Consider the following 26,994-nt stretch of genomic DNA (forward strand, 5'->3'; position numbering starts at 1 on the left):
CTGACACGCCTGGAACATCGCCCTCCATATCCGGTTACGACCGCATGACCATGATACAGGGAGACAGAGATGGCAAAAACTGTCGGTGACTTCGTCGTCGGTCGGCTGCATGAATGGGGCATTCGCCGCATGTTCGGCTATCCCGGAGACGGCATCAACGGCGTCTTCGGCGCTCTCAACCGCGCCGGGGATAAAATAGAATTCATCCAGACTCGTCATGAGGAAATGGCGGCCTTCATGGCGTCTGCCTATGCGAAGTTTACCGGCGATATCGGTGTGTGCATCGCCACCTCCGGCCCAGGTGCGGCCCATTTGATCACCGGACTTTACGATGCCCGCCTCGACCATCAACCGGTTCTCGCCATTGTCGGCCAACAAGCCAGAACCGCACTCGGAGGCCATTACCAGCAGGAAGTCGATCTTCAGTCGCTGTTCAAGGATGTGGCCGGTGACTTCGTCCAGCAGGCCGCAGCCCCCGCGCAGGTGCGCCATCTGGTCGACCGGGCCGTGCGGATTGCCCGGGCAAACCGCACGGTGACGGCGCTCATCCTGCCCAATGATCTTCAGGACCTGCCCTATCAGGAGCCACCGCGCAAACACGGCACGGTCCATTCCGGCGTCGGCTTCCGCCCGGCCCGCACCCTTCCCCATGGCGAAGACCTTCAGGCCGCCGCCGATATTCTCAACGGAGCCGAACGGGTGGCGCTTCTGGTCGGGGCCGGAGCGCTCAATGCCACCGATGAAGTGATCGCCGTGGCAGACCGGCTGGATGCCGGGGCGGCGAAAGCTCTTCTGGGCAAAGCCGTGCTGCCGGACGATCTGCCCTGGGTGACAGGTTCCATCGGCCTTCTCGGCACCGGCCCCTCCTGGGATCTGATGCAGGATTGCGACGCACTGCTGATGGTCGGCTCAGGCTTTCCCTATTCGGAATTCTTCCCCGAGGAAGGCCGGGCCAAGGCCGTGCAGATCGACATCACCCCCAGCATGCTGTCGCTGCGCTATCCCATGGATGTCAATCTCGTCGGAGACGCGACCGAAACGCTCAAAGCCCTGCTTCCGCTTTTGCATCAGAAGCCGCGCGGCTGGCGCAACACCGTGGAAAAGAACGTTGCCCGCTGGTGGAAAGTGCTGGAGGAGCGTGCGATGGTAAACGCCAATCCCGTCAATCCTCAGCGTGTGGCGTGGGAATTGTCGCCCAGGCTTCCCGATCACGCCATCATCACCAGCGATTCCGGCTCCTGCGCCAACTGGTTTGCCCGCGATGTGAAGATCCGCCGCGGCATGAAGGCTTCGCTCTCGGGCGGGCTCGCCTCGATGGGCGCGGCTGTGCCCTACGCGATTGCCGCAAAATTCGCCCATCCCGATCGTCCCGTCATCGGTCTGGTCGGCGATGGCGCCATGCAGATGAACAATATGGCAGAGCTGATCACCGTGGCCAAATACTGGAAACGGTGGAGCGATCCCCGCTTCGTAATCTGCGTGTTCAATAATGAAGATCTCAATCAGGTCACCTGGGAGCAGCGGGTGATGGAGGGCGATCCCCGCTTTGATGCCTCGCAGGGCATTCCCAACGTTCCCTATCACCGCTTTGCCGAACTGATCGGGCTGAAGGGGCTTTACGTCGACAGGCCGGACCAGCTCGGCGCTGCATGGGACGAGGCGCTGACCGCTGACCGGCCTGTGGTGCTGGAGGTCAAGACTGATCCTGAAGTGCCGCCGCTGCCGCCGCATATCACCTTCGAGCAGATGAAGAAAATCACCGAAACCCTGCTCAAGGGCGACAGCCGGGAAACGGGGATCATCACCGGCACCGCCCGCCAATTGTTCGGCTCTTTCTGGCCGGGCGGACATTAAGCCATGGGACAGGCCACCCTGATCATCGAACGGCTGGACTATACGGTCCTGCGCATACCGACCGACGCGCCCGAAGCAGACGGCACGCTGACCTGGAACGCGACCACGCTGATCGTGGTTTTTATCAAGGCATCGGGCGTCGAGGGCATGGGCTATACCTATGCCGATGCAGCCTGCGCACGCCTGTTCGCCACGCTTGAGGACACGATTGTCGGCGAGGACGGATACGATATCCCCGCCCTGATGGGCAAGCTACGGATAATGATGCGCAACAACGGTCATGGCGGACTGGTAGCCTGTGCGCTTTCGGCCATCGACCTTGCCCTGTGGGATCTCAAGGCGCGTGCGCTCACCCTGCCGCTCTGCCGCCTTCTGGGCATGGCGCGCCGGGCAGTCCCGATCTATGGCAGCGGCGGCTTTACCACCTATTCGGATGCACAACTGGCCGGGCAACTGGCCGGTTGGGTCGAACGCGACGGCTGCGGTGCAGTCAAAATGAAGGTCGGCACCGATCCTGCCCGCGACCCCTATCGCATTGCCACGGCGCGCGAGGCGATCGGCAGGGCCGATCTTTTCATCGACGCCAATGGCGCCTTCACCCCGGCCGAGGCCGTGCGCTTTGCCACCGGACTTTCGGACTATCAGATCAAATGGTTCGAGGAACCGGTGACCTCGGACGATCCGGCAGGCCTTGCCTTCGTGCGGGGCAAGGCACCCGCCTCCATGGAAATTGCCGCCGGCGAATATGCCTACAGCTGCGACGATGCCACACGGCTGCTGACGGCAGGCGCAGTCGATGTGTTGCAGGCCGATGCCACGCGCTGCGGCGGGGTGAGCGGTTTTCTCGCGATGGGAACCCTCTGCGAGAGCGCCCATCTCGATCTTTCCGGCCATTGCGCGCCTTCGATCCACCTGCATCTGGCGCTCACCGTGCCGCGCCTTCGCCATCTCGAATGGTTTCACGATCATGTCCGCATCGAGCAGATGGTCTTCGACGGCGCGCCTGAACCAGAAAAAGGCATGATCTTTACCGACCTCACGCGCACGGGACATGGGCTGGAGCTGAGGCGAAACGAGAGTGAAAGGTTCAGGATCTGATGAAACGCCCCAGGCATAGGCAGAGCGGTGCGCACCGACTTTCGGCCTCGAAAGCTGACGATCTTCTGGCCGAGATTCAGGATAGGCTGATTGTGCTGGATAACAGGCTGAAGGCGGCAACGGTCGGACAGGCGGCGGCAACGCCGCTGAGGGCGGGCCGACAATTGAACGGAGCAGCCGCCATTCTGGCCTTTTCGGTCCTGGCCGACAGCGCTATCGAACATTATCGCGGCAGTTTCCGCAACAAGGCGATGTATACGCCACTTGCCGTGACCTCTCTGACGCTGGCAGCAAGCCTTTCCGGGGTTTTCGACCGTCGGCCCGAGCGCCATGTCCTGCGTGATACCGTCTATGCCGGGGCAGGACTGACCGGCTTGATCGGTTTCTGCTTTCACGGCTGGAACGTTCTGAAGCGAACCGGCGGACTGTCATGGCACAATCTGTTCTATGCCGCGCCGATCGGCGCGCCGATGGCACTGCTTTTAGCGGGAGGTTACGGTCGAGCGGCGGAAAAGGTCCGCGATACGGAAAAGGATGCACCTGTTCAGATTGCAGGATTTCCCGGCGCAAAGCTTTTGGGCGCCATTGCCAGCGCCGGTCTGATGGGAACCGTGGCGGAGGCAGCGCTTCTGCATTTTCGCGGCGCTTTTCACAACCGCGTCATGTTTGCGCCGGTCACAGTACCGCCCCTGGCTGCATTGCTTCTGGGGGCGTGCGTAATCCGGCCTGCCCACGCGCTTCGCCGGCTGGCCCGCAGCGCCCTGAAGCTTACCGCCGCACTGGGTTTCGTCGGCAGCGGTTTTCACATCTATGGCATTGCCCGCAACATGGGCGGCTGGCGTAACTGGCGGCAGAACCTGCTGGTGGGGCCGCCGCTACCTGCCCCGCCCAGTTTCACCGGCATCGCCATGACCGGCCTGGCGGCCCTGTCGCTGATGGAGGGAAAAGACGGATGACGGACAAGTATCCCAGCTATGACGTTTTGCGCAAACGAAACGGTCCGTCCTGGAACGACAAGACGCGTGCCGTCATCGATGAGCGGCTGGCGCTGGACCGGTTCGAGCGACGTCATCTGAGCGAAAGACAGTTCCTGACGCTGATGGCCATCTGCGACCGCATCATTCCGCAAAACGCTGTGCGGCCCCGCCCCACGCCGCTTGCGGCCTTTATTGATCGTCAACTGACACCGGATGCCGCCGAAGGTTATCGCGACAGCCGCCTGCCGCCCATGGCGCGGGCATGGATGCAGGGTCTGGACGCCATCGAGGATGAAGCCGCACTCTGTGAGAACGCATCATTCACCGATCTGGGTCCGATTCGGCAGGATGCGCTTTTAAGCACGCTATCATCAGGCGCTGCACGCTCTCACCTGTGGCGGGATATGCCTGCACCGCTGTTTTTCAAGAAACGCCTGCTGCACGATATTGTCTCCGCCTATTACGCCTTCCCGGATGGCTGGAACGAGATCGGATTCGGCGGTCCTGCCAGCCCGCGCGGCTATGTGCGGCTGGGTTTCGACCGGCGCGACCCCTGGGAGGCGGCGGAAGCGCGCCCGGGTGAGGAGCAGCAGGCCCGGCGGGAGAATGCCGATGTCCGATGATGCGATGCGACAACCGCGGGCAAAAGGCGGTCGAGCTCCCGATGTCTTCAAACCCGGCGCATGGGTTGCCATGCAGGATTATCGAGATGACGAGGCGGTGGATTTCGTCATTGTCGGCACCGGGGCCGGCGGCGGAACGCTTGCCTGCAAGCTGGCCGAATATGGATTTTCCGTGGTGGCGCTGGATGCGGGCGCCTATTTCCGCCCGCTTGAGGATTTTGCCTCGGACGAACATCACCAGTCAAAGCTCTACTGGACGGATGAGCGCATTGTCGATGGCGAAACGCCGCTGCAACTCGGCTCCAACAACAGCGGCAAGGCGGTGGGCGGCTCTACAGTGCATTTCGCCATGGTCTCACTCCGGTTCCGCCCGGAATGGTTCAAGGCAAGAAGCCTGCTGGGCTATGGGGCCGACTGGCCCATCGACTGGCGGGAGATGTGGTCCTATTACGACGAGGTCGAAACGGCGCTCAGCATTTCCGGCCCGGTTCGCTATCCCTGGGGGCCGAAACGACGGCGCTATCCCTACCGCCCGCATGAGTTGAATGCCGCAGCGCTGGTTCTGGCAAAAGGGGCCGAAGCCATGGGCGTTGGCTGGGCTCCCACGCCGCTTGCCACCGTCTCTGCTCCACGAGGCGCCTCGCCGCCCTGTGTCTATCGCGGCCTATGCGTCACCGGATGCTCCACCAATGCGAAACAGAGCGTACTGGTCACCTGGCTTCCCCGCGCCTTGAAGGCGGGCGCGGAAATCCGCGATCTCGCCATGGTCGGGCGCATCGAGCATGACCGCAACGGCCGCGTCACCGGGGTCCATTATCATCGGGAAGGTCGATGGCGGTTTCAGAAGGCGCGCAATGTCGTGGTGGCGGGCTATGCCATCGAAACGCCACGTCTGCTGCTCAATTCGGCCAGCGACATGTTTCCCGACGGTCTGGCCAACAGTTCCGGCCTTGTCGGCCGCAATCTGATGGTCCAGTCCAATCAGGCGGTCTGGGGCACGATGGAGGCAGCCATTCGCGCCTATAAGGGGCCGCCGTCGCTCGCCATCAGCGAACACTGGAACTATACCGACACAGGCAAGGATTTCTTCGGTGGCTATGCCTATATGAGCCAGGGTCCCCTGCCGGTCGCCTGGGCCAGAACCCTGTCAGGCGAACGTGGCCTGTGGGGCGAAACGCTGGCCCGCGAGATGGAAAAATATAACCATCAGGCCGGGCTGAAAATCGTCGGTGAATGCCTGCCGCAGGAGCGCAACCGCGTGACGCTGGCCGATGAAAAGGACAGATACGGCCTGCCCATCGCCAAGGTGACCTATTCCTTCTGCGACAATGACCGGCGGCTGATCCGTCATGCGCTCGATTTCATGGGGCAGTCGCTTCAGGCTGCCGGCGCAGCCGATATCTGGGAGGAAAAAGACGATACCTGCCACCTCAACGGAACGGCCCGCATGGGTGACGATCCGGCGCTTAGCGTCGTCAATGCTGATTGCCGCAGCTGGGACATAGCCAATCTGTGGATCTGTGACGGCTCGGTGTTTCCGACCGTGGGCGGCGTCAATCCCTCGCTGACCATCCAGGCAATTGCCTGCCGCACCGCCGACCGCATCAGAACCCTTGCCCGCCGGGGTGAGTTTTGACCCTAAAGCGTTGCCCCGAGAAGAGTGAAATCCGGGGTTTGCCGGTCAAGACCAACGCAAACCAAGCAATCGAGGGTTTGTCCGCTTCAATCCGAACCGGACAAACCCTCCTTTAATGAATTTGAAAAGGAGGAGACAATGCCAGTCGCAATGATTACCGGAGCAGGTGCGGGTGTGGGACGGGCAACGGCGGTGGAATTTGCCCGGGCCGGCTATGACGTTGCGCTTTTATCGCGCGATGCCGACCGTCTGGAACAGGCGGCGCAGGCGGTCCGCTCGTTTGGGGTGCGTGCCCTTGCCATGCCGGCCGATGTTGCGGATGCCGCCGCCGTTGATGATGCGGCCCAACGCACGGTGCGGGAGCTGGGCTCTCTCGATGTCTGGGTCAATGTGGCGATGGCGACGGTCTTTGCCCCGGTCGAAAAACTGAGCCCTGAGGAAATCGAGCGCGGCACCCGCGTGACCTATCTCGGCCAGGTGCATGGCATGATGGCGGCACTGCGCCATATGCGTTCCGTCAATCGCGGTGTCATCGTCAATGTCGGATCGTCGCTCGCCTATCGCTCCATTCCTCTGCAATCGGTCTATTGCGGGGCCAAGGCCGCCGTGCGCGCCTTTACCGATTCGCTGCGTTCGGAACTGTATCACGACGGCCTTTCCATCCGGCTGACGCTTGTCGATCTGCCCGCCGTCAACACTCCGCAATTCGACTGGGCGCGCAACCGGATGGGCAAAAAGGCACGGCCGGTCGCGCCCGTCTTTCAGCCGGAGGTGGCCGCCAGGGCCATTCTTTTTGCCGCCGAACATGACAGGCGGGAAGTCTGGGTCGGCTTTTCAACCGTCAAGACCATCCTCGCCAACAGTCTCATACCCGGCCTGCTTGACCGCTATCTTGCCAAAGCCGGCTATAGCGGCCAGTTGAGCGAGGAGCCAAGCGCCGCCGATGCGCCGGGCAATCTGTTCGAACCCGTGGCGGGTGATTATGGCGCCCATGGACGTTTCGGCCAGGAGGCGCAATCCGCCAGCCTGCAACTGATCACGGAACGCCACCGCGCCGCCTTTCTCGGCCTTGCCGGCATCTTAGCAACCCTTGGCGCGGCCAGCCTGCTGCGCCGGCGCTGAGGCTTTTGCGAACTGGTTTCGGAGGATGGGCTGCCCATGACGGTTGCGCTTGAAGACTATATCATGATCGGTGACGGAGAGACGGTCGCCTTGCTGTCGAAGGACGGTTCGATCGATTGGCTCTGTCTGCCGCGGTTCGATTCTCCGGCCTGTTGTGCAGCCCTTCTCGGCGATGAGCGGCATGGACTGTGGAGCCTGTCGCCTGTGGAACCGGTTCTGGCGCAGCGGCAAAGCTACCGCAAGGATACGCTGATCGCCGAGAGTGAATTCGTGACGCAGGGGGGCAAGGTGCGCGTCGTCGATTTCATGGCGGTCCGCAAGACGATGCCGGTTCTGGTGCGCCTGATCGAGGGGGTGGAAGGGGAAGTCGCCCTGCGCAGCATTGCCGCTTTCCGTTTCGACTATGGCAATATGCCACCCTGGATCGTCCAGCGACCGGACGACATTGAACTCCATGCCGGTCCCGACCGGCTACAGCTGTACGGAGATCGCAACCATGTCATCGACGGGGAGACCCTGCTCTGCGATTTCACATTGAAAGCAGGAGAGCGTAGCCATTTCGTGCTGTCCTACACATCCTCACTCGATGGCGGGCCGATCGATATCGATATCGACGCCGAACTGAAGGAGGCCGAACGGGATGGGCGCGACTGGCTCAGCCATCTCGCGCCGGTTCATCCGGATTATGACGCAACACTGCGCCGCTCGCTTCTGACGCTGCGCAGCCTCATTCACCGGCCAACCGGCGGTCTCGTCGCCGCCCCCACCACATCACTGCCCGAACAACCGGGCGGAGCCAAAAACTGGGACTACCGGTTTTGCTGGCTGAGAGACGCCGCCTTTACCCTGAATGTGTTTCTCGAATGCGGCTATCTACAAGAGGCGCAATCCTGGCGCGACTGGATGTTGCGAGCGGTTGCCGGCGCACCCGACAAGATCAAGATCATGTACCGGGTGGATGGGTCGCGGCGTCTGGATGAAGCCATACTTGACTGGCTGCCCGGTTATCGTTTCGCCCGGCCCGTTCGCATCGGCAATGCGGCGGCGGGCCAGTTGCAGCTCGATGTCTGGGGAGAGCTGATTTCGACGCTGCATCAGGCCGAACGCGCCGGCATGAAGCGCACTGAACAGGGCCGCCACCTCGAACACGCCGTCATGCGGCATGTGGAAATGATCTGGCGCGAGCCGGATCAGGGCGTGTGGGAAAGCCGCGGAGAACCGCGCCATCATGTCTATTCCAAAGCCATGGCCTGGGTGGCCTTTGACCGTTTCCTGAAAGGCAGGGGTGAGGATGAACTGTCTGCGGCGCGACGGCGCACGCTTGTCGCCCTGAAGGACACGATCCACCGAACGATCTGCGAGGAAGGATTCAATCCGGGACTGAACAGTTTCGTCTCCTATTTTGGCGGAACGGAGGTCGATGCCTCCTTGCTTCTCTTGCACAAGATCGGCTTTCTGCCGATGAGCGATCCGCGCATGAAGGGCACGCTGGAGCGCATCGAAAGGACGCTGGTGAAAGATCACCTCGTCTGGCGTCATGTCAGCGACATGCAAGAGGGTGAAGGCGCATTTCTTGCCTGTTCAGGCTGGCTTGCGGAATGCCGTATTGCCGCGGGCCGGCCGGACGATGCAAGGGCAGCGATCGATGCCCTGATCAGCATTACAAGTTCCAACGGTCTGCTCTCGGAAGAATACGACACCCAGTCCCGCCACCTGAACGGCAATTATCCGCAGGCGCTGAGCCATCTTGCCCTGTGTCAGGCCATACTGGCTCTTTCGCGTCCAGCCTGAATGGCGCCGGAAAAACAGATGCGGCCGGCTGAGAATGTCGGGCATCATGCAACCGGCAGGTCACATGATGCCCTCAATCCTCAGGAAATCAGCGCGCGGGCACGCTCCAGCGAGGCAGGCTGTTCGGCAGCATAACGGCTGTTGATTTCCATCATCAGCACCGTATCCGGCAGGAAATCGAGTTCAGCGAAAATCGCCTCCCAGGCGATATCGCCCCAGCCGAGCGGCATGTGCAGATCACCAAGGCCGAGTGCGGTGGCTTCCTGCGGGAAGTAAGCCTCAAAATGGCCGATCGGTCGGCCGAAGGAATCATGCACATGCAGATGGCCCGCCACCGGGGCCATGGCCCGCAGCTGATCCATGAAATCCAGTCCCTTATAGGTGGATTCGATATAGGCATGGCTGAAATCGATCAGCGCCACCAGATTGGGATGGTTGACGGCGCGCACCGTTTCGGCAACCTCGGCAGGCGTCTGGCGATACTGGCCGGGTTCGGTGGTGAAGATGTTTTCAAAGGCGATCCGTACACCATGCGGCCTGGCAAATTCGGCAAGTTCCGCCAGAGCCTCGCGCTCACGCGCGACAGCGCCCGCCACGTCGTGAATCTGGTGCGGTGCAAGCGCACCGCAATGCTGCACCAGGATTTTCGAGCCGATGCGTTCGCAAAGCTCGACCAGCGCCTTGGCGGCATCGAGCTGGTAGGGCAGCGTGACCGGGTCCATGAAATTGGATGAGACCAGCCCATGCACCGTGTACCGATAGCTGAAACGGCTGGTCAGCTCCGTCAGCCGCTTGGCGCGCTCTTCGATAATGCGACCGCCTGCGATGAGATCGAGGCTGGTCAGCGCCAGCTCGACAGCATCGGGGCCGATCTCTTCCAGCCGGATGAGATCGGCTTCAAGGCTTGAAAATTCTCCGTCATGGGAGGCTGTGTTGAAACCGACGGCGGTAATATTGCTCATGAAAAACTCCGACTATGAGGATTGAGAGGTATTTGTCCGTGGCGGCAAGGCCGCGAACGAACCAGCGCTGCAGCACCGCCACCACCAGTCGGGGCGCCGCCATGATGAGGAGAGAGCCAGCCAGCGTGACATTCCAGTGTATCGGCCGAAAAGTGGGAACCGGTTTTCGGAAAAAACCGATGCGTCAACAAAAACTGAGAGCATCGGATCTCAACCGATTTTCGATCCGATGCTCCAGTCCGGCAGGCCGTTTTCCGCCCCAACGAGGCTGCCATATCGCTACAAGCGGCCCCGGCCAGTTCGTCGGGAATGGTCAGATAGCACTGCCAATAGAAGAAGGTGCCGTTTGCCGTGGCAATCAGCGGCAGGGTCAGTGAGGAATAGGACTTGAGCAGGTTCCATTCCACCCTCGGGTGAATGCCGCTGACGGCCTCGATCCTACAGCGTGAGCGGCTGGGGCAGCCTTTGGCTTTCATCGGAAATGACGACGCTGAAGGGGCCGATCAGCACGATGCTCCGGGCCATGCCCCGGAATAATTCCGCCTGTGAAAGGTATCCTCGACAACGCCATAGCGGTAATGGCGTTTTTCATCGTCGCAGCCAGCGCCGCCATGCGGGACCGTGCAAGGATCATCAATCGTCTCCGAAACAGGCCAAGAAGAAGGATGACCATAAATATTTATGGGTTTTGACGAGAAGATCACAAACGGATGAACTTATGGTGACACTCTTTTACCAAGCCTTGTCACCAGTCACGGATAAATAGTCTAACCCTTTATTTTATCGTAGAATTTTATCAATTCTCGATCCACCCCAGCTGAATGATGCCGTAAAACTGCAATGACAGCCTGGATGCGACATTCGGCTGTATGGTTGCGACCACCACTCTCGAAGAGAGTCCTGCGCGCATCGATGACGCGATAACAAGCAGAAGTGTATTGCCAACCCGGACAGGAACGCACTAAAAATCATCAGCGATAAAATTGCTTACAAATTAGGCAATCATAATAATGGACTTTTGAAGGGGATATCCTGATGAAATGGATGCTGATTTCAACCGCTCTGACTGCCATGCTCATGGCAACACCGAGCCTTGCCGCAACGGTGGCGCCGGGCGACAAACTGGCGAAAAATCAGGATCTGAGCCTGCGCCTGCTCGATTCGGTCAAGACACTCGACCCGCAGTTGAACAGCGATACGGATGGTTCCGCAATCGATGGGCAATTGTTCGAGGGGCTATATACCCAGGCGCCGGATGGGAAACTGGTTCCGGGTGTGGCCACTGGTTATGATGTCTCACCGGACAAGCTGACCTATACCTTCCATCTGCGCCCCGACGCCAAATGGTCGAATGGCGCGCCGGTGACGGCCAGTGATTTTGTCTATGCCTGGCAGCGGCTGGTCAACCCGAAGACCGCCTCGGAATATTCCTGGTATCTGGCGACGATGAAGGTGAAAAACGCCCAGGCGATCATCGACGGCAAGATGCCGCCTTCCGATCTCGGCGTCAAAGCTGTGGACGACCATACCTTCCAGGTCACGCTCAGCGAGCCGATCTCCTATCTCCTGCCGATGGTCACCCACACCTCGACTTTCCCGGTGCTGAAATCGGTGGTGGAAAAATATGGCGATGCCTGGACGCAACCCGGCCATATGGTCGGCAACGGCGCCTATGTGCTGAAACAGCATGACATGGGCCAGCAACTGGTTCTGGCCCGAAACCCGGATTACTGGGACAATGCCCATACCATCATCAACACCGTCACCTTCAAGATCATCAATGACGCCAATCAGGCGCTGACCCGCTATCTCGCCGGCGAACTGGATGTCGGACCGGTCCCGACCGGCCAGTATCTGCGGCTGAAGAAGGAGTATCCGGATCAGGCCCATTCCGAGCCTGAGGCCTGCACCTATGGCTATCTGTTCAATGTGGGTCCGAACGGACCGGCAGCACTCAAGGATGTGCGGGTGCGCGAGGCCCTGTCGCTTGCCATCAACCGCGATGTGATCGTCAAGAACATTCTGCAGGGTGGCCAGCGTCCGGCCTATAGCTGGACCCATTGGGCCATGGCCGGCTTCAAGGCGCCGGACTATCCCGAAGCCCATATGACGCAGGCAGAGCGCGACGCCAAGGCAAAAGAATTGTTGAAAGAGGCCGGTTACGGCCCCAACAAGCCGCTGAAACTGACCATCAGCTACAACACTGATGAGGGCCACAAAAAGATGGCCATCGCGGTACAACAGTTCTGGAAAGCGCTGGGCGTCGATGTAACGCTGGAAAACATGGAATGGAAAGTGCTGCTTGACCGCTACGGCAAGGGGCAGTTTCAGGTGGGCCGCTATGCCTGGTGCGCCGATTACGACCAGGCCTCGACCTTCCTCAATTTCTTCCTCAGCAACAACACCTCGAATTACGGTCGGTTCGCCAATGCCGATTACGACAAGCTGATTGCCCAGTCGTCCACGTCCAGCGATCCGAATATCGAGTATGACAAGGCCGAAGACATTCTGCACAAACAAGTGCCGATCGCACCCGTTTATTTCTACACTCAAGTCAGCATGGTCAAACCGGATATTCGCGGCCTGCCGGTCCAGAACGTTCTGGACAACTGGTATGCGAAGAACATCTATCGCGTCGCCAAGTAAAACGTGGCGAGAGGGTCGGATATCCGGCCCTCTCCTGCTGTCGTGATCCCTGCTGAGTGAAATCCATGCTTCGATTTATTCTCCGGCGTCTGCTGGTGGCCATTCCGACCATTCTGGTGCTGATCGTGGTGTCTTTCCTGATCATGCATCTGGCGCCGGGCAATCCCTTCAGCCGCGACAAGGCGCTGCCGCCTGAGGTCATGGCCAATATTCAGGCGAAATACGGCCTCGACAAACCGCTCTTCGTCCAGATTGTCGATTATCTCTGGTCCATTCTCACCCGTTTCGATTTCGGCCCCTCCTTCGTCTATACCGATCAGACGGTCAATTCGATTATTGCCCAGGGCTTTCCGATCACCCTGACCTATGGCGCGGTGTCCTTTGTCGTGGCGGTGGCGATCGGCATGACGCTCGGCATCGTCGCGGCGATCCGGCACAATACTTTGCTCGACAATCTCTGTGTCGGCATTGCCGTCGGCGCACATCTTCTGCCCAGTTTCGTCATTGCGCCCATTCTGGTGCTGATCTTCACGCTCTGGCTGCGCTGGCTGCCGGGCGGCGGCTGGGGCGGGCCGTCTTACATCATCATGCCGGTCATTGCGCTCTCAACCGCCTATTTCGCCTCGATTGCCCGCATCACCCGCTCCTCCATGCTGGAAGTCTTGAATTCCAACCACATTCGCACCGCCCGCGCCAAGGGCCTGCCGGAACGACGGGTTATTCTCAAACACGCGCTGAAACCGGCGCTTTTGCCGGTGATTTCCTATCTTGGCCCGGCCTTTGTCTCGATGATCACCGGCTCGGTCGTCATCGACATGTTCTTTTCCACCGGCGGCATCGGGCGGTTTTTCGTCGATGCCGCGCTCAACCGCGATTATGCGGTGATGATGGGCATCACCATTCTTCTGGGAAGCCTGACGATCCTGTTCAACCTGCTGGTCGATATCCTCTATGCCTGGATCGACCCGAAAATCAGGTACTGATCCATGCTGATCAAATCTCAGCCCATGCAAAGCCTCGCGGCCACGCTTTCCGACAGCCCGCAAAAAGGCCGATCCCCCTGGACTGACGCCAGAGAACGGTTTTTGAAAAACCGGATGGCGGTGCTTGGACTGGCTCTGCTCCTCTTCGTCATCGTCTTTGCCCTGATTGGTCCTTTCATCGCCGCCTGGCCGATCGACACGATCGATTTTACCGTCATGGGCGATATAGCCGGACAGGGCGCACCCTCCTTTGCCAATGGCCATTATTTCGGCGTGGACGATCTGGGCCGCGACATGTTTGCCCGCACGGTGCAGGGCACGCAGATTTCGCTCGCCGTCGGCGTGGTCGGCGCGGCCATCGCCGTCATCGTCGGCACGGTCTATGGCGCCGTCTCCGGCTATTTCGGCGGACGGGTGGACGGCGCCATGATGCGGCTCGTCGATATTCTTCTCGCCATCCCCTATATGTTCATCCTGATCCTTATGCTGGTCATGTTCGGCCGGTCGCTTTTGATGCTGTTCATCGGCATCGGTCTTCTGTCCTGGCTGGAAATGAGCCGCATCGTGCGCGGCCAGACGCTCAGCCTGAAGCAGAAGGATTATGTAGAAGCGGCGCGCGCCATCGGTGTGCCCGCCATCACCATCATTCGCCGCCATATCCTGCCCAATCTGCTCGGTGTCGTCGTGGTCTATGCCACGCTTCTGGTGCCGGGCATGATCCTGTCGGAAAGCTTCATCAGCTTTCTCGGCCTTGGCGTGCAGGAGCCCCTGACCAGTCTCGGTACGCTGATCTGGGACGGCTCGAAGACCATGGCCTATGGCACGCTGTGGCAACTGGCCTTTCCGCTGTTTTTCTTCGTCGTCACGCTGTTTGCCTTCTATGTTGTCGGCGATGGCCTGCGCGATGCGCTGGACCCGAAGGATCGTTGAGCATGGCGCTTCTGGAAGTACGCAATCTCGAAGTCCGTTTCACCGCACAGGGCGGCGATGTCACGGCGGTGCGCGGGGTGGATTTCGATCTGGACCGCGGCGAAACGCTGGCGATTGTCGGCGAATCCGGCTCCGGCAAGAGCCAGACCGTCTTTGCCCTGCTCGGGCTTCTCGCCCGAAATGGCATCGCCTCCGGCTCGGTCCGCTTCGAGGGCCGGGAGATCTTGAACGCGCCCGCCAAAGTGCTGAACCCGATCCGCAGCAATCGCATCGGCATCGTGTTTCAGGACCCGATGACATCGCTCAACCCCTATATGCGGGTGAGCGAACAGCTTGAAGAAGTGCTCGTCTTTCACAAGGGCATGAGCAAAAGAGAGGCGCGCGCCGAAAGCCTGAGAATGCTCGATGCGGTGCAGATCCCCGATGCCCGCAACCGCATCACGCTTTATCCGCATGAATTTTCCGGCGGCATGCGCCAGCGGGTGATGATCGCCATGGCACTGCTCTGTCGCCCCGATATTCTGATCGGCGATGAGCCGACAACGGCGCTCGATGTCACCGTGCAGGCGCAGATCATGCGGCTTCTGGCCGAACTGCAACGGGATTTCGGCATGGCGCTGATCCTCATCACCCATGATCTCGGCGTGGTGGCGGGCGCGGCCGAGCGCGTCATGGTGCTTTATGGCGGTCAGGTGATGGAGCAAGGCCCGGCAGGCGATATCTTCGCCACGCCCTCCCATCCCTATACGCGCGGGCTGTTGCGCTCCATTCCCCGGCTTGACCGGCAGGAAGAGCGCCTGCCGAGCATTGCCGGCAACCCGCCGAATATGGCGAAAACCATCAAGGGCTGTCCATTTCAACCGCGTTGTGACTATGCGCTGGACCGCTGCCGCGACCACCTCGCCCCGTTGGTCAGCTTTGCCCCCGGTCGTGCGCGCGCCTGCAACAAGAGTGTGGAGGAGCTTGCCTGATGTCCAACCTTCTGCTGAAAGCCGAGGATGTGCAGGTCAGCTATGCAATCCGGCAGAACAAGCTGCTGGGCGGCGGCGAACCCTTGCGGCTCAAGGCCGTCAACGGGGTGGATTTCACCCTGAAACAGGGCGAAACCCTGGGCATTGTCGGAGAATCCGGCTGCGGCAAATCCACCCTTGCTCGCGCCATCATCCGGCTGGTTGAAGCGCAAGGCCGAGTGACATGGCAGAACGGCACCGATCTTTTGTCGCTTTCACCCGGCAGGATGCTGGCCTATCGCGCCGATATCCAGATGATCTTTCAAGACCCGCTCGCCAGCCTCAATCCGCGCATGACGGTGGGCCAATCCATTGCCGAACCGCTGAAAACCCATCGCAAGGACTTGAGCCGCCGCGAAATCCGCGCGCGTGTCGAGGAGATGATGGTGCGCGTCGGCCTGCTGCCCGACCAGATCAACCGTTATCCGCATGAATTTTCCGGCGGCCAGTGCCAGCGCATCGGCATTGCCCGGGCGCTGATCGTCGAGCCGAAGCTGATCATCTGCGATGAGCCGGTCTCGGCGCTGGACGTCTCCATTCAGGCGCAGATCATCAATCTCCTGATGGACCTGCAACAGGAAAAAGGGCTGGCGCTCTTGTTCATCGCCCATGATCTGAGCGTGGTCAAACACATCTCCACCGAGGTCATGGTGCTCTATCTCGGACGTGTGATGGAAATCGCCCCGCGCGACAGCCTTTATGCACGACCGCTCCATCCTTATACGCAGGCGCTTATGGCCGCCGCCCCGGTTCCCGATCCGGCAATCGAACGCGCCAAGACAACGTTGCCGATCATCGGAGAACTGCCAAGCCCGCTCAACCCACCGTCCGGCTGCGTTTTCCGCACGCGCTGCCCAAAGGCAGCCGCAGTCTGCGCCGAGGAAGCACCGCCTCTTTCGGCGTCACTGAACGGTGATCAACATAAGGTCGCGTGCCACTTTCCCGAAAAATCCGAGGCGTAAACAAAACCTGAGAGCATGGGACCGATTCCGATTGTCGATCGGATGCGTCTGAGCTGGTCATAACCAGGGAAAACAACAGCAAGGACAATGACGGCTGCCTGCTTGGATCCTGAACCGCGAAGAGGTTCAGGAGACCTCAATCAGCGGGTTGATATGGATTGCAAAATAGTCTACATAATCTCTAGACTTTTTTCTTGAGCCGCCCGAGCACTGCAGAGACCATTGCATGTGCCCGTCCATGATCCGCCATGCGCGAATACAGGAGCTGGAGGAAAGAATGCCGCACATTCAAGATGAAGGGCGAGAGCGTCGGAGCGACAGGTGGGAACAGGTTTTCGGATTTATCCGGTGCGTCAACAAGACCTCAGAACATCGGGCCGATTGCGTTTTTCAGTCCGATAAACGAAGAATGTCCAACAGAAAATCGGAATCGTCCCGCTGCTGTCATCGGTTTTTCTCTTTCCATGAAACATGGAAATGCTCTAATTTTTGTCCACTCCAGCATGGTTTTATCGATCCTCGCTTGACTTCGGTTGAATTATGCTCACACCGCGGGGACGTATTCCTGCTTCAGACCAATCACCGAAAGGACATGATACCCGATGTTGTCGATGAAGGGCAAATATGGGTTGAAAGCGCTTTATCATCTTGCCGGACTGCCCGAAGGGGTTGTCGTTCAATCTGTCGAAATTGCCGAAACCCATGGCATGTCGAAGAAGTTTCTCGACGCCATTCTGGCCGAACTGCGCAACAGCGGCTTTGTCTTTGCCCGCAAGGGGCGCGGAGGCGGCTATTGCCTGACGCGAAAGCCCGAAGAGATCATGCTGGGTCATGCGCTCAGAGTGCTCGACGGGCCGCTGGCCCCGATCAGTTGCGCCAGCCGCACGGCCTATCGCCGCTGCAACGATTGCGAAAACGAGGCAGTCTGTCCGGTGCGGCTGACCATGCTGGAGGTACGCGAAGCCATCGCCTCTGTGCTCGACAACAAATCGCTTGCCGACCTGCGCCTGATGGTGGCCGACGAGGCCTCCGGCTTTTCCCAGATACTCGACGTTTCCTGAGCAGCCTCGACGGTCAGCGACCTATGGGAGCTGGGCTATGACGGTTCATATTGCCATTATAGGCGGGGGCGCGAGTGCCGCCATTTTGAGCGCCAACCTGATGAAAGGCGAAAAACGGGAGCATCTGCGCATCACCATCATCGAGGCTCAGGCCCCGAGCTGCCGAGGGCTGGCCTATGACACACCCTTCACATCCCACGCCCTCAATGTGCGCGCCGGTCATGTCAGCGCCTTTGCCGATGCCCCGGATCACTTTCTCGACTGGGTCAATCAACAGGATAATCGGACGGTTTCGCGCGAAGATTTTGTGCCCCGCCCCCTTTATGGACACTATCTGGAAAGCCTGCTGCCCAAGGAGAACACGCCAAGGCTTCGGCGTATTCATCAAGAATGTATCGGTCTTGCCTGCCGGGAAAACGGTGTTGAGATCACCCTTAAGAACGGCACGGTTCTGCCAGTGCATTTTGCCGTTCTGGCAACCGGTTATGGTCTGAGCGCGGCGACATGCTCGCCGCTGCTGTCCCCCTGGAAAGCGCCGCTGCCAACCAATCCGGACTCTCACGTCTGTCTGGTCGGAACCGGCCTCACCATGGTCGATACTGCTCTTGCCCTGCAGGATGGCGGCCATCGCGGGCCAATCATCGCCTTCTCGCGTAAGGCATTTTTGCCTCTGCCGCATCTTGCATCCAAACCATTGGCCCTGTCCACGGCGGATATTCCGCTTGGCGCCAGCATTCATTATTTCACCCGCTGGCTCACGCAACTGGTCAAGGCCCATGAGGCCGCAGGCGGTGACTGGCGCGATATTGTCGATGGTCTTCGCCCCCATATCCAGACGATCTGGAAAAATCTGCCGGTGGCGTCGCGCAGTCGCTTTCTCCGCCATGCCGCAACCCTTTGGGACATTCACCGCCATAAAATGCCGCCTAGCCAGGCAAGACGCATTGCCGCCCTGCTCGGCACAGGGCAATTACAAGTGAGACGCGGTCGTTTCATTGCGGCAGAAAAACGGGCAGGCAAGACGATCATCCAGCTTGGCATTCCCCCTTCCCATCAGGTGGAAACGCTGGAAATCGACCATGCCTATGATTGCCGAGGTGTGCGCCGTCTGCTCGGCCCCTGCCAGCCGCTGATTGCCGCCCTTGTGGAAACGGGCCAGGCACGGCGCGACCCGCTTGGCCTTGCGCTGGATTTCACTCCGGACCTGTCGCTGATCTCTGCCGATGGCAGATCAAGTTCACGTATTTTCGGCATTGGCCCGGTCACCTTTGCCACCTTCTGGGAAACGACTGCCATTCCCGAAATCCGAACTCAGGCCAGTCACTTGGCAGACCTGCTGCATCGTAAGGCCGGAACCGACTCTGCCCTATAACGGCAAGCGTCCCCAAAAGGGATGATCGTTCTGTTCAGCTGTTACGCAGCCTGCCCTGCATGAGATCGATAACGGCGCGCGCGGCTTCCAGCACATTGGTGCCGGGACCGAAAATCGCCGAAACGCCGTGGTCGAGCAGGAACTGGTAATCCTGCCGGGGAATGACGCCGCCAACCACGACGATGACATGCTCGGCCCCTTGCGCCTTCAACGCCTCGACAAGCTGGGGCGCAAGCGTCTTATGGCCGGCCGCCAGCGACGACATTCCCACCACATGCACCTTTTCACGGATGGCAAGGCTTGCTGCCTCTTCCGGTGTCTGGAACAGCGGACCCGGCACCACCTCGAAACCGATATCGCCGAAGGCCGAGGAAATCACCTTGGCACCCCGGTCATGGCCATCCTGGCCAAGCTTTGCGACCAGAATTTTCGGTCGCACACCGAGAGAAGCGGCAAAATCGGCAAGACGGGTGACGACCGTGCGATATTCAGGATCGTCCTGATAGCTGTCACCATACACCGCCTGCACCACTTCAGGTGTCGCGGCATGATCGCCAAAAACCTGCCGCATCGCATCGGAGATCTCGCCGACGCTGGCTCTTGCCCGCGCCGCATCGATGGCGGCGGCCAAAAGATTGCCTTTGCCGGTTTTCGCCACCTCGGTCAACGCCTCCAGCGCCGCCTTGACGGCAGCGGCATCACGCCGGCGCTTCGTCTCTTCAAGCCTTCTGATCTGGGCGGCGCGCACGGCGCTGTTGTCGATGTCGAGAATGTCGATCTCGTCTTCGCTTTCAAGACGATATTTGTTGACACCAACAATGACCTCTTCGCCGCGATCCACCGCCGCCTGACGCCGTGTCGCCGCCTCTTCGATCAGCCGCTTGGGCAGGCCCTTGGCCACGGCTTTGGTCATCCCGCCCAGCGCTTCAACGTCCTCAATCAAAGCCCAGGCCTTGTCGGCCAGCTCTTTGGTCAGGCTTTCGACATAATAGGAACCCGCCAGCGGATCGACCACTTTGGTCACGCCGGTTTCGTGCTGGAGAATGAGCTGGGTGTTGCGGGCAATGCGGGCGGAAAAGTCCGTCGGCAGCGCAATCGCTTCGTCGAAGGAATTGGTGTGCAGCGATTGCGTACCGCCCAGCACCGCCGACATCGCCTCGAACGCCGTGCGAATGATGTTGTTATACGGGTCCTGTTCCTGCAACGACACGCCGGAGGTCTGGCAATGGGTGCGCAGCATCAGAGATGATGGCTTCTTCGGCTGAAACTCCTGCATGATCCGCGTCCAGAGCAACCGGGCGGCGCGCAACTTGGCCGCTTCCATGAAGAAATTCATGCCGATGGCGAAGAAGAACGACAGACGACCGGCAAAATCATCGACATTCAGCCCCTTGGCCAGCGCGGCGCGCACATATTCGCGCCCGTCGGCCAGCGTGAAGGCCAGCTCCTGCACCAAAGTCGCGCCCGCCTCCTGCATGTGATAGCCGGAGATGGAGATGGAATTGAATTTCGGCATCTCCCTTGCCGTATAATCGATGATGTCGGCGACGATCCGCATCGAGGGATCCGGCGGATAGATATAGGTGTTGCGCACCATGAATTCTTTCAGAATGTCATTCTGAATGGTGCCCGACAGTTTTTCCCGCGAAACGCCCTGTTCCTCACCGGCAACGATAAAGCTCGCCAGGATCGGAATGACCGCGCCATTCATCGTCATCGACACGGAAATCTTTTCGAGCGGGATACCGTCAAACAGGATTTTCATGTCCTCGACGCTGTCAATCGCCACACCCGCCTTGCCGACATCACCCAGAACACGCGGATGATCGCTGTCATAGCCGCGATGGGTGGCAAGATCGAAGGCAACGGACACGCCCTGCTGCCCGGCGGCCAATGCCTTGCGATAAAAGGCATTCGAGGCTTCGGCGGTTGAAAAACCGGCATATTGGCGAATGGTCCAGGGGCGCCCGGCATACATGGTAGCACGCGGACCGCGCGTAAATGGCGCAAAGCCCGGCAGCGAGCCGAGATGCTCCATCCCGGCCAGATCAGCCTCGGTGTAAAGCGGCCTGACGGCGATGCCCTCCGGCGTCTGCCATGTCAGCGTATCCGGGGTGGCCTTCAGTTCTTTTTCCGCCAGCCCCTTCCAGTCTTCAAGCGTTTTGCCGCTCATTCTCCGCCTCCATGTCTCCATCCATGGACGTTCTAGCTTGGCTGGATAGGCATTGCCATGATTTTTATCATTGCCGTTTTATCGACAAACGGCTTATGCCAAAATCCCGGTCTCCGTCGCTACGCGCCTGTAGGCGGCGCCTGCCGTGAAGCCACCATCGATGACAAAATCCTCGCCGGTGATAAAGCCTGCGACATCGGAGGCGAGAAAAGCGACCAGTTCGGCGATTTCTTCGGGCCTGCCGCTGCGCTGCATCGGCGTCATAGCAATCATCGGCTGAAGATGCGGACTGTGTGCATTGAGGCCGGTGACCACCAGACCGGGGCACACCGCGTTGACCCGGATGTTTTTCGGCGCAAGCTCCATGGCGGCGGTTTTGGTCAGCCCGCGAAGGCCCCATTTGCTTGCCGTATAGGCCGGGTCGTAATGGCCGGAATAGCCGCTATTGGAGGCGATGTTGACGATGGCGCCGCCACCGCTTTCCGCCATCAGCGAACTTGTCGATTGAATGCCGAGAAAGGCGCCTGTGAGATTGACCTTCAGCACCCGTTCCCAGTCCGCAAGCGACGTCGTCTCCACCAGTGTGCGGTTAATGATGCCGGCATTGTTGACCAGAATGTCCAGCCTGCTTTTCCAGTTTTTCGTCTCAGCAATCAGTACCGACCAGCTTTCGGGATCGGTGACATCGAGGCGGAAGAAGCGGGCCTCGCTCCCCTGCCCTGTCAACGCGGCTGCCAGCGCCTCACCCTCTTCGTGCAGCACATCGGCAATCATGACCGCAGCGCCACGTTCCGCAAACAGCCGGGCCTCAGCCTCCCCCTGCCCGCGCGCGCCGCCGGTGACGATGACAACCCTGCCGTCAAAACCGTCCATGTTTCATCCTCCCTTACAATGCCGTGCGAATCCGATCGGCACGACGCAAAGCCTCAGGCGCGCCGGAAACCAGACAGCACGCTGTCATCCACATCCGGCAGATTGACGACGATATTGTCCGGCGTGCGGGTGGTGAGCCAGACCAGCTCTTCCGTCGTCGACATGTTGACCTCGATATGCGGCCAGTGCGGAGGCACGAAGATGAAGTCGCCTTCTTCCATATCGAGAAACTCCTGCCAGTTTTCGCCGAAATAGATGCGCGCCTTGCCCTTCAGCACATAGCCGCCGGTTTCGGCTTCGCCATGGTGATGCGGATAGGAGCGGTAACCCGGCTCGTTGGAGACCTTGCCGAACCAGATTTTCGTGGCGGGCGTGTGCTGCGGGCTAACGCCGGACACGCGCACGCAGCCACCGGACTGGCCGGTGCCTTTATCTTCCTCTCCCTTTCGGGTGATGACCGGCATGACTTGGGCGCTCATTGTCACTTGGGCGTTCATTGTCTTCTCCTCCTCTGGTTTCAAAATCTCAATCGGGAACGACGGCCAGCGCCTGGATTTCGATCTTCGCGCGGTCCTCCATCAGCGCGACCACCTGAACGGCGGCCATCGGCGGGAAGTGACGCCCGATGATCTCGCGATAGGCCGCGCCGATGTCCTTCATGCGGGTTTTGTAGGCCTCGCGATCCGTGAAATACCAGGTCATCTGGATCAGGTGTTCGGGTCTGGCATCGGCGGCGTCCAGCACGCTGACGATATTGATCAGCGTCTGGCGGACCTGATCGACGAAATCGTCGGATTGGAATTGGCACTGTGCGTCCCAGCCGATCTGGCCGCCGACCTGCACGAGGCGCCCGCGCGCCGACATGCCGTTGGAATAGCCGACAGGCTTGGCCCAGCCTTCGGGTTGAATGATGTCATGCGGCATCTTTTGGCTCCAGATAGCGGCTTAGCCCGGCTCTGATCTCCTCGGGCCAGGGGCGGGATTTGTGATCTTCAGTCGAGGTGAGAACCAGCCGCTGACGCACGGTCCAGATCATGGACTCGCCCACCCGGACATCGGTTTCAAGATCGAGCGAGGAGCGACCGATGGCGCGGACATGCACGGAAAAATCCAGCACATCGCCATAGACCGCCGGCTTGATAAAGGTGAGGTTCATCGTCACCACTGGAATGCCCATGCCGCGAGCAAACAGATCCTTCCAGCTGGTGCCTGTCGAGGCGAACATCGCCTCGTTGACATCCACCAGCATGGACAGATAGGCCGGATGATAAGCAATTCCGGTCAGATCGCAGTCGCCAAAGCGCAGCGGTTTGGAAAGGGTGAAAGGCATGGGGTTTCCTCGTTATTGTCTTATCCGGCCTGCACTTCGCCGCCAGAGACCGCAATCGCCTGCCCGTTGATCGCCTGTGCTTGAGGCCCCGCAAGCCAGGCGACGGTGTCAGCCACTTCCTCCGGCTCAACCAGCCGCCCTTGCGGATTGTGTTTCGTGAACTCCGACAGAGCGGCTTGCGGCGTTCGTCCCGTTTTGGCGACAATCGCCTCTACGGACCGGGCGATGATCGGCGTATCGGTAAAGCCGGGGCAGACGGCATTGACCGTCACGCCGGTTTTGGCGAGTTCAAGCGCCAGCGCACGGGTCAGCCCGATAACGCCATGTTTGGCGGCGCAGTAGGCCGAAACATAAGGATATCCCGTCAGCCCTGCCGTGGAGGCAATATTGATGATACGGGCCCCCTTGCCGAAGCCCTTCAGGTCAGCAAGTGCCGCCTTCGTCACATTGAACACACCCGTCAGATCGACACCGATGACCTTTTCCCAGAGATCGAGTTCGGTTTTCTCGAAAGGCGCGCTCGGGGCCTCACCGGCATTGTTGACGAGAATGGAGACGGGGCCGAATTTCGCCCGCGCTGCCTCGAACCCGCGTGCGATGGCTGCCGGATCAGTGACATCAACGCTGGAGACGGCAAGTGTCCGGTCAAGGCCAAGCTCCTTCGCCAAAGCGTAAAGCGGCTCGGCCCGCCGCCCGGCAAGCGACAGCAATGCCCCCTCCCCGGCCAGCCTGCGGGCAATGGCCGCTCCGATACCGCTGCCCGCACCCGTGATCAAAACATGTCTTCCGTCAAGCGCGTGCGCCAAGTCAGCCTCACTTTGCCGGGCTTGCCGCACGGGCAAGGTTCGTCTCGTATTGCGATTTGCCCGACATATACTGCTTAGGCCAGGCCACGGTATTCAGGCCGATTTTCGCCGCCTCATGCAGCGCCCAGGCAGGGTCTGCGAGATGAGGACGGGCCACGGCGCAGAGATCGGCACGGCCGGCGGCAATCACGGAGTTGGCATGGTCGGCTTCGGAGATAGCGCCAACTGCAATGGTCGGCACATGGATCTCGTTGCGGATCTTGTCGGAAAACGGCGTCTGGAAGAGACGTCCATAGACAGGCTGTTCTTCTTTCCACACCTGACCCGACGAGCAGTCGATCAGGTCCGCACCCGCATCCTTGAACATCTGCGCAAAGATCGCCGCATCGTCCGGCGTGTTGCCGCCTTCGAACCAGTCATGACAGGAGAGGCGCACCGAGATCGGCTTGTCGGACGGCCAGGCTTCGCGAACGGCGCGGAACACTTCCAGTGGATAGCGCGCCCGGTTTTCGTGGCTGCCGCCATACTCGTCCTCGCGCCGGTTGGTGAGAGGTGAGAGGAAGCTGGACATCAGATAGCCATGGGCAGCGTGGAATTCGAGCCAGTCGACGCCCACTTCGGCTGCGCGCTTCGTGGCGGCGACGAAATCGGCCTTGACGCGATCCATATCGGCCCGGTCCATCGCCTTCGGCACTTGGCTGTGCTTGAGGTACGGCAGTGCCGAGGCCGAGATAAGCGGCCAGTCGCCGGAGTCCAGCGGCTGGTCGATGCCTTCCCAGGCGAGCTTGGTCGCGCCCTTGCGCCCGGCATGGCCGAGCTGAACGGCGAGCTTGGCATTGGAATTGCCATGGACGAAGGCCACAAGCCGCTTCCAGCCTTGCATCTGCTCGTCGTTCCAGAGGCCAAGGCAGCCCGGGGTGATGCGCGCATCAGGCGACACACAGGTCATTTCGGCAAAGACGAGGCCTGCCCCGCCCAGCGCGCGGCTACCCAGATGCACCATATGGAAGTCGTCGATCAGACCCTCCTTGGCCGAATACATCGCCATGGGAGAGACGACGATGCGGTTCGCCAGCGTCAGGCCCCGCACCTTATAGGGCGTAAACATCGGCGGCAGGCAGCGCTCGCCCTCCTTGACGTTGAGCCCCTGCCTGGCAGCGAACCACCGCTCATAGCCTTCGAGCCAGTCCTTGTCGCGCAGCCGCAGGTTTTCATGGCTGATGCGCTGCGAGCGGGTCAGCATGGAATACATGAACTGTTCCGGCTCCAGCGTATCGGCATAGCGGCGACCGACAACCTCGAACCATTCCATCGCATTGCGCGCCGCATTCTGGATACGAGCAACATCGACACGGCGGATCTCTTCATAGGTCGAAAGAACGCCCGGAATGGCGTCCTTGCCATGGCCGGCAATGTTGAACTGATTGGCCAGTTCGATGGCGTCATCAATGGCGAGCTTGGTGCCGGAACCAATGGCAAAATGCGCGGTATGGGCGGCATCGCCCATCAGCACGACATGGGATTTACCGTTGAAATGGCTCCATTTGCCGCAGATCAGACGGGAGAAATTCAGCCAGGCTGAGCCGCGCATATGCCGGGCATTGCTCATCAGCGACGCGCCATCGAGCGTTTCGGCAAAAAGGTTTTCACAAAAGGCAATCGACTCGTCCTGCGACATGTCAGCGAGCTTGTGGGCCTGATAGGCTTCTTCAGTCGTCTCGACGATGAAGGTCGAGGTCTTGTCGTCAAACTTGTAGATATGCGCCTGGAACCAGCCGTGTTCCGTTTTGCGGAAATCGAAGGTAAAGGCGTCATAGAGCTTGCTGGTGCCGAGCCAGATATAACGGTTCGGGCGCACGACGAGATCGGGCTGGAAGATCTCTGCATATTTGTTGCGGATCTTCGAGTTGAGGCCATCGGAAGCAATCACGAGATCAGCATCGGGGAAATCGAGATCGCTGTCGACATCCGTCTCGAACCTGAGCTCGACGCCGAGCGCTTCACAACGGGCCTGCAGGATATTGAGCAGCTTCTTGCGGCCAATACCGACAAAGCCATGGCCGGTGGTCCGCTGGCGGGTGCCCTTGAAGAACAGCTCGATATCGTCCCAGTGATTGAACGAATCTTCAATCTCAGCCGCACTTTCCTGATCCCAGCGACGCATCGCCTGCATGGTTGCATCGGAGAAGACAACGCCCCAGCCGAATGTGTCATAAGGCCTGTTGCGCTCGACCACGGCCACGTCGTGAGCGGGATGAAGCTTCTTCATCAGAAGTCCGAAATAGAGGCCTGCCGGACCTCCGCCGATGCAAACGATGCGCATTCAACCCTCCATGGATTTTGAGTGCATCCATTCGATATTTTTATTTTAAAGTTAAAGTAATTTTCCCAACCCACGCTGTCAACCGTGCAGAACCATACAGGGCCAATTATTTTAAATATAAACTATTGGGGAGGTCTGTTCAGGAAAGGTCTGCTAACCTCGTTGCGGCCTATCAGCCTGCGTCAACGTGCTTTACAGCGCGGTGCGCCCAAAATGGCGCACAAAACTCGCTGTAACGCTTTTCATCTGCTGCATCATTTTTACCTTCAATCTCACCCGATTTCAGGAATCATGCAGTAACAGGCTGTTGGTAAGGGAGTGTTTTTGCGAAGATTGTCGTGTGATTTTGCCTGCCAGAGGCCGAAGGCGCGGGCAAGCTTCATCCTCATTGTTCTGGGACAGGATGGCGGTTGTGTCTCCGCTCGTCATCACCAGCCTGATGCCCGATCTCGGTCAGATCAA

At 59.8% G+C, this 26,994-nt stretch carries 22 protein-coding genes and 2 pseudogenes; 14 read left to right on the forward strand and 10 right to left on the reverse strand.

Translation table 11 applies throughout. The features are described from left to right. The first annotated feature begins 69 nt into the window (after positions 1 to 69). The 7 genes from NAC44_RS19940 (at position 70) to NAC44_RS19970 (ending at position 9,101) form a co-directional block, all read left to right on the forward strand. Positions 70 to 1,854, forward strand: a complete 1,785-nt coding sequence (locus NAC44_RS19940) for a thiamine pyrophosphate-requiring protein (protein WP_250943325.1) — start codon at positions 70 to 72, stop codon at positions 1,852 to 1,854. A 3-nt stretch (positions 1,855 to 1,857) separates the two neighbouring features. Further along, complete coding sequence (locus NAC44_RS19945) at positions 1,858 to 2,952, forward strand: enolase C-terminal domain-like protein (RefSeq protein ID WP_250943326.1); 1,095 nt, start codon at positions 1,858 to 1,860, stop codon at positions 2,950 to 2,952. After that, positions 2,952 to 3,908: a hypothetical protein gene (locus tag NAC44_RS19950; RefSeq protein ID WP_250943327.1), complete on the forward strand. Its 957-nt coding sequence runs from the start codon at positions 2,952 to 2,954 to the stop codon at positions 3,906 to 3,908. Before NAC44_RS19945 ends, NAC44_RS19950 begins: the two co-directional genes overlap by 1 nt. After that, entirely contained in the window at positions 3,905 to 4,552 is a 648-nt protein-coding gene (locus tag NAC44_RS19955) for a gluconate 2-dehydrogenase subunit 3 family protein (RefSeq protein ID WP_250943328.1), read from the forward strand. The genes NAC44_RS19950 and NAC44_RS19955 overlap by 4 nt, the downstream gene beginning before the upstream one ends. Further along, entirely contained in the window at positions 4,542 to 6,188 is a 1,647-nt protein-coding gene (locus NAC44_RS19960) for a GMC family oxidoreductase (RefSeq protein WP_250943329.1), read from the forward strand. The genes NAC44_RS19955 and NAC44_RS19960 overlap by 11 nt, the downstream gene beginning before the upstream one ends. Positions 6,189 to 6,326: 138 nt before the next feature. Then, complete coding sequence (locus NAC44_RS19965; RefSeq protein WP_250943330.1) at positions 6,327 to 7,310, forward strand: SDR family oxidoreductase; 984 nt, start codon at positions 6,327 to 6,329, stop codon at positions 7,308 to 7,310. Positions 7,311 to 7,346: 36 nt separating this feature from the next. Further along, positions 7,347 to 9,101 (forward strand): glycoside hydrolase family 15 protein, encoded by a 1,755-nt coding sequence (locus NAC44_RS19970; RefSeq protein ID WP_250943331.1) that lies wholly within the window; start codon positions 7,347 to 7,349, stop codon positions 9,099 to 9,101. 80 nt (positions 9,102 to 9,181) lie between these two features. Here NAC44_RS19970 and NAC44_RS19975 read toward each other — a convergent pair whose 3' ends face one another. The 3 genes and pseudogenes from NAC44_RS19975 to NAC44_RS19985 all read right to left on the reverse strand — a co-directional run. Beyond that, the gene (locus tag NAC44_RS19975; protein WP_250943332.1) at positions 9,182 to 10,063 is read right to left on the reverse strand and encodes a TIM barrel protein; all 882 of its coding nucleotides are present in this window, start codon (positions 10,061 to 10,063) and stop codon (positions 9,182 to 9,184) included. A 31-nt stretch (positions 10,064 to 10,094) separates the two neighbouring features. Beyond that, positions 10,095 to 10,202: pseudogene (locus tag NAC44_RS19980) on the reverse strand (ABC transporter permease subunit); the annotation flags it as partial. A gap of 144 nt (positions 10,203 to 10,346) precedes the next feature. Beyond that, positions 10,347 to 10,467: pseudogene (locus NAC44_RS19985) on the reverse strand (ABC transporter permease subunit); the annotation flags it as partial. 640 nt (positions 10,468 to 11,107) lie between these two features. Between NAC44_RS19985 and NAC44_RS19990 the strand changes: the two are divergent. The 7 genes from NAC44_RS19990 to NAC44_RS20020 all read left to right on the forward strand — a co-directional run bounded on the left by NAC44_RS19990 (position 11,108) and on the right by NAC44_RS20020 (position 19,027). Beyond that, entirely contained in the window at positions 11,108 to 12,709 is a 1,602-nt protein-coding gene (locus tag NAC44_RS19990) for a peptide ABC transporter substrate-binding protein (RefSeq protein ID WP_250943333.1), read from the forward strand. A gap of 65 nt (positions 12,710 to 12,774) precedes the next feature. Further along, positions 12,775 to 13,692 (forward strand): oligopeptide ABC transporter permease OppB, encoded by a 918-nt coding sequence (oppB, locus tag NAC44_RS19995; RefSeq protein WP_250943334.1) that lies wholly within the window; start codon positions 12,775 to 12,777, stop codon positions 13,690 to 13,692. 3 nt (positions 13,693 to 13,695) lie between these two features. Further along, positions 13,696 to 14,622, forward strand: a complete 927-nt coding sequence (locus NAC44_RS20000) for an ABC transporter permease (RefSeq protein WP_250943335.1) — start codon at positions 13,696 to 13,698, stop codon at positions 14,620 to 14,622. Between the two features lie 2 nt (positions 14,623 to 14,624). After that, positions 14,625 to 15,593, forward strand: coding sequence for an oligopeptide/dipeptide ABC transporter ATP-binding protein (locus tag NAC44_RS20005; RefSeq protein WP_250943336.1), 969 nt, complete (start codon positions 14,625 to 14,627; stop codon positions 15,591 to 15,593). Then, complete coding sequence (locus NAC44_RS20010) at positions 15,590 to 16,594, forward strand: ABC transporter ATP-binding protein (protein WP_274706983.1); 1,005 nt, start codon at positions 15,590 to 15,592, stop codon at positions 16,592 to 16,594. Before NAC44_RS20005 ends, NAC44_RS20010 begins: the two co-directional genes overlap by 4 nt. Before the next feature lie 602 nt (positions 16,595 to 17,196). Then, entirely contained in the window at positions 17,197 to 17,655 is a 459-nt protein-coding gene (locus tag NAC44_RS20015; protein WP_250943338.1) for an RrF2 family transcriptional regulator, read from the forward strand. Between the two features lie 37 nt (positions 17,656 to 17,692). Further along, positions 17,693 to 19,027, forward strand: coding sequence for an FAD/NAD(P)-binding protein (locus NAC44_RS20020; protein WP_250943339.1), 1,335 nt, complete (start codon positions 17,693 to 17,695; stop codon positions 19,025 to 19,027). A gap of 34 nt (positions 19,028 to 19,061) precedes the next feature. On the opposite strand, the gene scpA is transcribed toward NAC44_RS20020, so the two are convergent. The 7 genes from scpA to NAC44_RS20055 form a co-directional block, all read right to left on the reverse strand. Next, positions 19,062 to 21,200: a methylmalonyl-CoA mutase gene (gene scpA / locus NAC44_RS20025; protein ID WP_250943340.1), complete on the reverse strand. Its 2,139-nt coding sequence runs from the start codon at positions 21,198 to 21,200 to the stop codon at positions 19,062 to 19,064. A 93-nt stretch (positions 21,201 to 21,293) separates the two neighbouring features. Further along, positions 21,294 to 22,073, reverse strand: a complete 780-nt coding sequence (locus NAC44_RS20030) for an SDR family NAD(P)-dependent oxidoreductase (protein ID WP_250943341.1) — start codon at positions 22,071 to 22,073, stop codon at positions 21,294 to 21,296. Positions 22,074 to 22,126: 53 nt separating this feature from the next. After that, positions 22,127 to 22,570: a cupin domain-containing protein gene (locus NAC44_RS20035; protein WP_250943342.1), complete on the reverse strand. Its 444-nt coding sequence runs from the start codon at positions 22,568 to 22,570 to the stop codon at positions 22,127 to 22,129. A gap of 28 nt (positions 22,571 to 22,598) precedes the next feature. After that, on the reverse strand, positions 22,599 to 22,997 hold the full coding sequence (locus NAC44_RS20040; RefSeq protein WP_250943343.1) for a RidA family protein: 399 nt from the start codon (positions 22,995 to 22,997) through the stop codon (positions 22,599 to 22,601). Beyond that, positions 22,987 to 23,403 carry an acyl-CoA thioesterase gene (locus NAC44_RS20045; RefSeq protein WP_250943344.1) on the reverse strand — a complete coding sequence of 139 codons (417 nt, stop codon included), beginning with the start codon at positions 23,401 to 23,403 and terminating at the stop codon, positions 22,987 to 22,989. Before NAC44_RS20045 ends, NAC44_RS20040 begins: the two co-directional genes overlap by 11 nt. A 20-nt stretch (positions 23,404 to 23,423) precedes the next feature. Further along, positions 23,424 to 24,179: an SDR family NAD(P)-dependent oxidoreductase gene (locus tag NAC44_RS20050; RefSeq protein ID WP_250943345.1), complete on the reverse strand. Its 756-nt coding sequence runs from the start codon at positions 24,177 to 24,179 to the stop codon at positions 23,424 to 23,426. 37 nt (positions 24,180 to 24,216) lie between these two features. Next, entirely contained in the window at positions 24,217 to 26,532 is a 2,316-nt protein-coding gene (locus tag NAC44_RS20055) for a bifunctional salicylyl-CoA 5-hydroxylase/oxidoreductase (protein WP_250943346.1), read from the reverse strand. Positions 26,533 to 26,994 lie beyond the last annotated feature (462 nt).

This window comes from Allorhizobium sonneratiae (assembly GCF_023700755.1).
Lineage (GTDB): Bacteria > Pseudomonadota > Alphaproteobacteria > Rhizobiales > Rhizobiaceae > Allorhizobium > Allorhizobium sonneratiae.

Coding starts and splice junctions, on each gene's coding strand:
- NAC44_RS19940 (WP_250943325.1), top strand. CDS start 70: ATGGCAAAAACTGTCGGTGACTTCGTCGTCGGTCGGCTGCATGAATGG.
- NAC44_RS20055 (WP_250943346.1), bottom strand. CDS start 26,532: ATGCGCATCGTTTGCATCGGCGGAGGTCCGGCAGGCCTCTATTTCGGA.
- NAC44_RS20035 (WP_250943342.1), bottom strand. CDS start 22,570: ATGAACGCCCAAGTGACAATGAGCGCCCAAGTCATGCCGGTCATCACC.
- NAC44_RS19975 (WP_250943332.1), bottom strand. CDS start 10,063: ATGAGCAATATTACCGCCGTCGGTTTCAACACAGCCTCCCATGACGGA.
- oppB (WP_250943334.1), top strand. CDS start 12,775: ATGCTTCGATTTATTCTCCGGCGTCTGCTGGTGGCCATTCCGACCATT.
- NAC44_RS19955 (WP_250943328.1), top strand. CDS start 3,905: ATGACGGACAAGTATCCCAGCTATGACGTTTTGCGCAAACGAAACGGT.
- NAC44_RS20015 (WP_250943338.1), top strand. CDS start 17,197: ATGTTGTCGATGAAGGGCAAATATGGGTTGAAAGCGCTTTATCATCTT.
- NAC44_RS19970 (WP_250943331.1), top strand. CDS start 7,347: ATGACGGTTGCGCTTGAAGACTATATCATGATCGGTGACGGAGAGACG.
- NAC44_RS19950 (WP_250943327.1), top strand. CDS start 2,952: ATGAAACGCCCCAGGCATAGGCAGAGCGGTGCGCACCGACTTTCGGCC.
- NAC44_RS20005 (WP_250943336.1), top strand. CDS start 14,625: ATGGCGCTTCTGGAAGTACGCAATCTCGAAGTCCGTTTCACCGCACAG.
- NAC44_RS20020 (WP_250943339.1), top strand. CDS start 17,693: ATGACGGTTCATATTGCCATTATAGGCGGGGGCGCGAGTGCCGCCATT.
- NAC44_RS19960 (WP_250943329.1), top strand. CDS start 4,542: ATGTCCGATGATGCGATGCGACAACCGCGGGCAAAAGGCGGTCGAGCT.
- NAC44_RS19990 (WP_250943333.1), top strand. CDS start 11,108: ATGCTGATTTCAACCGCTCTGACTGCCATGCTCATGGCAACACCGAGC.
- NAC44_RS20030 (WP_250943341.1), bottom strand. CDS start 22,073: ATGGACGGTTTTGACGGCAGGGTTGTCATCGTCACCGGCGGCGCGCGC.
- scpA (WP_250943340.1), bottom strand. CDS start 21,200: ATGAGCGGCAAAACGCTTGAAGACTGGAAGGGGCTGGCGGAAAAAGAA.
- NAC44_RS20000 (WP_250943335.1), top strand. CDS start 13,696: ATGCTGATCAAATCTCAGCCCATGCAAAGCCTCGCGGCCACGCTTTCC.
- NAC44_RS20040 (WP_250943343.1), bottom strand. CDS start 22,997: ATGCCGCATGACATCATTCAACCCGAAGGCTGGGCCAAGCCTGTCGGC.
- NAC44_RS19965 (WP_250943330.1), top strand. CDS start 6,327: ATGCCAGTCGCAATGATTACCGGAGCAGGTGCGGGTGTGGGACGGGCA.
- NAC44_RS19945 (WP_250943326.1), top strand. CDS start 1,858: ATGGGACAGGCCACCCTGATCATCGAACGGCTGGACTATACGGTCCTG.
- NAC44_RS20045 (WP_250943344.1), bottom strand. CDS start 23,403: ATGCCTTTCACCCTTTCCAAACCGCTGCGCTTTGGCGACTGCGATCTG.